The 3916-nt window shown below is 61.9% G+C and carries 3 protein-coding genes and 2 pseudogenes; 4 read left to right on the top strand and 1 reads right to left on the bottom strand.

Annotation, left to right across the window (positions count from 1 at the left end; genetic code table 11):
• The 4 genes and pseudogenes from EN943_RS35660 to lexA form a co-directional block, all read left to right on the top strand.
• Window positions 1–269, top strand: a pseudogene (locus EN943_RS35660) (2-aminobenzoate-CoA ligase); the annotation flags it as partial.
• On the top strand, window positions 266–1102 hold the full coding sequence (gene kynA, locus EN943_RS35655; protein WP_027036649.1) for a tryptophan 2,3-dioxygenase: 837 nt from the start codon (window positions 266–268) through the stop codon (window positions 1100–1102). The pseudogene EN943_RS35660 and the gene kynA, both read left to right, overlap by 4 nt.
• Window positions 1103–1184: 82 nt before the next feature.
• On the top strand, window positions 1185–2432 hold the full coding sequence (kynU, locus tag EN943_RS35650) for a kynureninase (protein WP_127416460.1): 1248 nt from the start codon (window positions 1185–1187) through the stop codon (window positions 2430–2432).
• A 409-nt stretch (window positions 2433–2841) separates the two neighbouring features.
• Window positions 2842–3582 (top strand): transcriptional repressor LexA, encoded by a 741-nt coding sequence (gene lexA, locus EN943_RS35645; RefSeq protein ID WP_027036651.1) that lies wholly within the window; start codon window positions 2842–2844, stop codon window positions 3580–3582.
• On the opposite strand, the pseudogene EN943_RS35640 reads toward lexA, so the two are convergent.
• A pseudogene (locus EN943_RS35640) lies at window positions 3576–3916 on the bottom strand (competence protein); the annotation flags it as partial. The gene lexA and the pseudogene EN943_RS35640 sit on opposite strands and share 7 nt — an antisense overlap.

Here is a 3916-nt window from a genome sequence, read left to right as displayed (position 1 = left end):
AGGCGGCACTGTTGTCGCATCCGGATGTCGCCGAATGCGCTGTCATCGGGGCCGAGGACGCCGAGCGCGGCCAGATCGTCGAGGCGCATGTCGTGCTGGTGCAAGGCGTGGCGCCCGACGCGTTGACCGCCAAGCGCCTGCAGGACCATGTCAAGGCGACGATCGCGCCCTACAAATACCCGCGATCGGTGAAATTCATCGCAGCGCTGCCCAAGACCCAGACCGGCAAGATCCAGCGCTTCCGGCTGCGCACGGAGAAAATCAATTGAGCGAGCCGTACGATCCGGCGTCCGAAGGCGCCCAAATGTCGTTCAAGGAGCGCATGTCCTACAGCGACTATCTGCACCTGGAGAAGGTGCTGGAGGCCCAGACGCCGCTGTCTTCTGCGCATGACGAGATGCTGTTCATCATCCAGCATCAGACCTCCGAGCTCTGGATGAAGCTCGCTCTGCACGAGATCGGCGCCGCGATCCGCTCCATCCGCGCCGATCGCCTCGAGCCGAGCTTCAAGATGCTGTCGCGCGTCGCCCGCATCTTCGAGCAGTTGAACAATGCCTGGGATGTGCTGCGGACAATGACGCCCAGCGAATACACCGAGTTCCGCGACGCGCTCGGCCAATCCTCGGGTTTCCAGTCCTGGCAGTATCGCGCCATCGAGTTCATGGCCGGCAACCGCAACCTCGCCATGCTCGGGCCCCACAAGCACCGGCCGGACCTGAGCGGCAAGCTGGAAGCGATCCTGGCCGAGCCGTCGCTCTACGACGAAGCGCTGCTGCTTCTGGCGCGCAACGGATTCGACATCGGTGCCGATGCCAGGCGCACGGACTGGCGTGAGACGCGAACCGAGAATGAAGAGGTGCTGGTCGCCTGGCAGACCATCTACCGCGATCCGCAGCGCTACTGGATGTTCTACGAACTGGCCGAGAAGCTGGTCGACTTCGAGGACTATTTCCGCCGCTGGCGCTTCAATCACGTCACCACGGTGGAGCGCATCATCGGCCTGAAACGCGGCACCGGCGGCACGTCGGGTGCTTCGTATCTAAAGAAAATGCTCGAGGTCGTGCTGTTTCCGGAGCTGTGGACGGTCCGCACCCGGCTCTGACATCATCGAAATGAGAACAGGCTCACCGAAGGGGCGCTCTGTGGCCGAAAACCTTTCGCGAACAACCGGGGACTGACCGACCATGAGTGGAATTCCTGATCTCGCCGCAGTCGAAGCCATGGATGCCACGGATCCGCTGCGTGCCATGCGCGACCGTTTCATTCTGCCGGAGGGGGTGATCTATCTCGACGGCAATTCACTGGGGGCAGCATCTCATGCCGTTTTCGGCGAGCTGCAGCAGGCGGCGACCCAGGAATGGGCCCAGGATCTCATCCGGGCCTGGAACACGGCCGGATGGTTCGAGATGCCGATCGAACTCGGCGACCAGCTCGGACGCCTGATAGGGGCCGCGGCCGGCCAGACCGTTGTCTGCGACACGACATCGACCAACATCTACAAGGTGTTGCATGCGGCGCTGGAGATGCGGCCCGGCCGGTCGGCCATCGTCGCCGAAGGTGACAGTTTTCCCACCGACCTGTACATCGCCGAAGGCGTGGCCTCGACCCGGGATGGTGTCCTGCTGCGCCTCGCGGGTGTCGACGCGCCGACCATCGAAGAGCTGATCGACGAAAACGTCGCGGTGGTGCTGGTCAACCACGTCAATTACAAATCGGGTGAACTTCGCGACATGGCGGCGCTGACGCGCAAAGCTCATGCGGCCGGAGCGCTGATCGTCTGGGATCTTTGCCACACCGCCGGCGCCCTGCCCGTCGAGCTCGATCACGCAAATGCCGATTTCGCCATCGGCTGCACCTACAAGTACCTCAACGGCGGTCCGGGCGCGCCGGCCTTCATCTATGCAGCACAGCGCCACCACGGCGATATCAGCCAGCCGCTTAGCGGCTGGTGGGGTCATGCTCGGCCCTTTGCCTTCGAACGGGGTTATGTTGCCGGCACCGGCATCCGCCGTTTTCTGTGCGGCACGCAACCGGTCCTGTCGATGCGGGCGCTCAAAGGCGCGCTTGCCATCTGGAGCGACGTCGACATGGCGGCATTGCGGAAGAAGAGCGTCGCACTGACAGAACTGTTCATCCAACTCGTCGAAGCCAAGTGCGGCGCCTACGGTCTCACGCTGGAGACCACCCGCGATACGACCAGGCGTGGCAGCCAGGTGTCGTTCCTTCACGATCACGGCTATCAAATCATGCGGGCGCTGATCGAGCGCGGCGTCATCGGTGATTTTCGCGCGCCATCGACCATCCGCTTCGGCTTTACGCCGCTCTATGTCGGCTACAAGGACGTGTGGCTGGCGGTTGAGGTGCTGGAAGACATTCTGCGTACGGGTGCATGGAAGGACCAGCGCTTCGCCGTCAAGGAAGCCGTTACCTGACGTTACGATACCTGCGATCCACCGCCGCCGCCCTGACTGCCTGGCAGATGACGGAGGGCTGAATTTCCAGCCACAAATGCCAACAGAGGTTGGCGTTTTGGCTCCGTTTCGTTCACGGCAAACGAACGTCAAGAAGATTGATATCGTCCCTTGTGGAGGTCGATAGACTGGTAATGCCAAGCCTTGGGCCGAGATGAGCCACAGGTCATTAACCATAATAATTTCAATGTGAGCAGGCGCATCGCCGCGCTCGACGCCTGTCGATCGCGACCCGCTGGCAGCGTCAATTAATTTCGGCCGCCTTAACAAATTCATTAAACTTTAAACGGTTGCAGAACACAACTGGAACAGATAGGGTTTGTTCTGGGTTTGTTTTTCGATTCTGGTTTCAGGTAATCTGGGGGCCGCCATGCTGACACGCAAGCAACATGAACTGCTGATGTTCATCCATGAACGCCTGAAGGAGAGCGGCATTCCGCCATCCTTCGACGAGATGAAGGAGGCGCTCGACCTTGCCTCCAAATCCGGAATCCATCGGCTGATCACGGCCCTTGAGGAGCGCGGCTTCATTCGCCGGCTGCCCAACCGGGCACGCGCGCTGGAAGTGCTGCGGCTGCCGGACTCGATCGCGCCCGGCCTCAACGCGGCAAAGAAGTTCTCGCCAAGCGTTATCCAGGGCAGTCTCGGTCAGGGTGGTGCTCTTGGCCGGCAGATCAAGCCGGCGCCCTCGCGGATGCCCTCGCCCGGCAATGACGACGATGCGGTCTCCGCCGTGTCGATACCGGTGATGGGCCGCATCGCCGCCGGCGTGCCGATCGATGCCATCCAGCATCAGACGCATTCGATCTCCGTGCCGCCGGACATGATCATGGGCGGCGCGCACTATGCGCTGGAGGTCAAGGGTGACTCGATGATCGACGCCGGCATCTTCGACGGTGACACCGTCATCATCCGCAACGCCGACACCGCCCAGCCTGGCGAGATCATCGTGGCGCTGGTCGATGAAGAGGAAGCGACGCTGAAGCGGTTCCGCCGCAAGGGCGCCTCGATTGCTCTCGAAGCAGCCAATCCAGCCTATGAAACCCGTATTTTCGGGCCGGACAGGGTCAAGGTGCAAGGCAAGCTCGTTGGCCTGATCCGCCGCTACTGAGGCGGCTGTGGGTTGACCACGGGCTTCTCGGGTTTCTTGAAGGGTGCCAGCCCTCTCGCCTCGCGCGAGTATTTGCGTTGCGTGTGCCAGGGCCGATATGGGCTGTCCACCGCGAAGCTGATCGTCGCCGGCGTGGTCGCCGATTGGCGATCGAAGAAGACCGCGGCACTGCCTTTGCGAGCCAGTTGCCGCTTGGTGATGACGAGAACCAGCGGATCGTGACAAGCGTCATAGGCGGTCGCGTCATTGACGACGATGAGCTCGGCGAAGCCACAGGCTTTCCACGTATCCTTGCGATCCTCGACGTAAGCAATGATCGCACCGGACGTATGCC

The organism is Mesorhizobium sp. M7A.F.Ca.US.006.01.1.1 (assembly GCF_003997935.1).
In the GTDB taxonomy this organism is placed as follows: Bacteria; Pseudomonadota; Alphaproteobacteria; order Rhizobiales; family Rhizobiaceae; genus Mesorhizobium.
The sequence above is the reverse complement of the archived record's forward strand: the minus strand, read 5'-3'. Positions and strand labels throughout refer to the sequence as shown.